Origin of the sequence: Mesotoga sp. B105.6.4, assembly GCF_002896535.1 — a bacterium.
Taxonomy (GTDB): domain Bacteria; phylum Thermotogota; class Thermotogae; order Petrotogales; family Kosmotogaceae; genus Mesotoga.
Genome location: NZ_JWIM01000115.1, coordinates 1 through 2,314 on the forward strand (window position 1 = coordinate 1; position 2,314 = coordinate 2,314).

A 2,314-nucleotide genomic window follows, 5' to 3' on the forward strand; every position below is an offset into this window, starting at 1 on the left:
GAAGGCCTTGACTTCGAAGCCTTTTTCAACAAGATATTCTGCTAGATGCGAACCTATGAAGCCTCCGGCTCCCGTTACGAGCGCCTTCAATCAGAATCCTCTCCGTTTCCCGTAAGTGCCATATAGTCTTCCATTCTTCCTACATCATGCCAGCTACCAGCGTGTACATGAACTGCCAAACGCATACCGTTATCTTTCATCATTTTCCAGAGAGAGGGCATATCTATATACTGATGCTTTGGTATGTTCTCTCTTATATAGGTTATCACTTTTTGTGAGATGCCGTAGATTCCACCGTTTATTATGTACTTAAGCTTTGGCTTCTCTTCCCAGTCTATTAGCTCGGGGGACCCGTTCATCTTTAGCACGCCAAAGTCAACGGGTACCTTTCTTTCGATTCCTGTAAGAACAAGATCGTACTCTCTCAGGAGGTCATTAATAACAGAATAATCTACATCGCAAATCAGATCCCCATTTGAAACGATGATCTTGTCATCGAAATCATCCGGAAGGAGAGCAAGAGAGCCTGCGGTTCCCGTGCGCTCAAGCTCTTCGATGTATGTGATGTTTACTCCGTATCTCGAGCCATCGCGGAGGAAACTCTTTACTATCTCTTTCTTATAATTAACTGAAACAAAGATGTCTACTATCCCGAAATCTTTCATGTGTTCGATTATCAACTGAATTATTGGTTTATCTCCCACAGGCAAGAGAGGCTTGGGGATAGCTGCGGTTAGGGGTCTCAGTCGCTTGCCCTGTCCGCCAGCCATTATGAAGCCGTACTTGAACATTACTTTCCACTCCTGCCGAGTATCCACTGGTATGTGAGGGCAAGTCCTTCTTCAAGGCTCACCTTTGGTTCCCAGCCGAGTTCTTTCTTTATCTTGCTTATATCTGCTACTGCGTAGTCGTAGTCGTATTCTTCTCTGAGCTTTGTGGCGTCGAACAAGACGTCGCATTCGCCTCCCGTTACTTCCTGGGCTTTAGTGATTAGGCTGCTGATTGACATGGGGATGGCTGAGCCTACGTTCCAGATATCTATCCCCTTAGGATTCTTCTCAATCAAAAGGGTCAGCAAGTCTATGAGATCGGAGATATAGAAGAAATCACGAACCTTCTCGGAGTCACCGATATTTACCGTACCGGAGCAGGCGATCTTCTCGAGAACTGTTGGAACCACATAAGGCGAAACCTGATAAGGACCATACGGATTGAAGAGTCTGAGAACTGTTAGATCGAGCGAGTAACGATTTGCAAGATAGACGAGAATATCCTCGAGAATAGCGGCCCTTGTTCCGACGAAGTTCTTGGGGCAGACAATATCCGACTCTTTGAAACTGCTCTTTTTTGGTGCATATACTCCGTATGAAGAGAGGAAGATGATGGTCTTCAGCTTTCCACATTGTGCCACCAGATGAAGGACATCACCAAGAGCACCAACATCTGTGAACTCTCCGATGTATTCAAACCCTATGATATATGGGATCTCTGGATTAAATGAAGAGTAATTCGAATGCTTCAACTGCTCTGTGTATTTGATATCAAATACTCTTTCCAAATGAGGCGTCAGCCATTTCTCCACGTTAGATACTAGAATCTCCTTCACTATTTCGCACCCCTTCGAAAGAGCATGACTTCTGCCGTACGAAGCATCGTTGCTAGATATAGCCTGAAGTCCATGTTCTTAACATAATAAAGATCATATGAAAGCCTTCTGGCGAAGGTATCGTATTCAAGCTTATCGACGTATCTGTAGAGCACTTGGGCGTGGCCGGTGATACCGGGCATTACCCTTGTTCTGTATCTGTAAAAAGGTATCTCCCTTGTACAATATTCGTAAGTCGAAGGAATGTCAGGCCTCGGTCCCACTATGCTCATGTCACCCTTGATAACCGAAACCAATTGTGGGATCTCGTTTAGCCGCGTCATGCGCAAGAGCTTTCCGCTTTTCGTCAGTGTTGGAAAGTCTTCTCCCTGTTCTGGCTCGTTCATAGTTCGGAACTTATATACTTTGAATATTCTAGCGTTTACTCCATGACGAGGCTGAGTGAAGAAAATCGGTCTTCCGTCTCGGATCAAAATGTAAAGAATACTGAAAAGAATGAACGGAGAGAAGAGAATAATTAGGCCTGTAGAGAATATGATGTCCACTACTCGGATTCTTCTGGATATTCTTGCCTGGGAAAAGACTATCTCGTAGTATTCTCTGAATCTCTCGATGATCTCTATCGGTATTCTGTGAAGAGAGCTCTCCACTAAAGTTGGAAGATACTCAATAGACGTGTTCTTAGTGATCGCCTCGTTCAGAATAGGC

Annotated in this window: 4 protein-coding genes; all 4 read right to left on the bottom strand. The window is 44.6% G+C overall.

Going from position 1 to position 2,314, the window contains the following annotated elements; all coding sequences use genetic code 11:
- Window positions 1-90, bottom strand: a 90-nt coding sequence (locus tag RJ60_RS16610) for a GDP-mannose 4,6-dehydratase (RefSeq protein WP_146028949.1), incomplete at its 3' end; no start/stop codon positions are given.
- The gene (locus RJ60_RS14905) at window positions 87-791 is read right to left on the bottom strand and encodes a sugar phosphate nucleotidyltransferase (protein WP_103135271.1); all 705 of its coding nucleotides are present in this window, start codon (window positions 789-791) and stop codon (window positions 87-89) included. The genes RJ60_RS16610 and RJ60_RS14905, both read right to left, overlap by 4 nt.
- Window positions 791-1,606: a GDP-mannose 4,6-dehydratase gene (locus tag RJ60_RS14910; RefSeq protein ID WP_180979991.1), complete on the bottom strand. Its 816-nt coding sequence runs from the start codon at window positions 1,604-1,606 to the stop codon at window positions 791-793. Before RJ60_RS14910 ends, RJ60_RS14905 begins: the two co-directional genes overlap by 1 nt.
- Window positions 1,606-2,314: sugar transferase (locus RJ60_RS14915; protein ID WP_146028950.1), on the bottom strand; the 709-nt coding region annotated here is incomplete at its 5' end. The genes RJ60_RS14915 and RJ60_RS14910, both read right to left, overlap by 1 nt.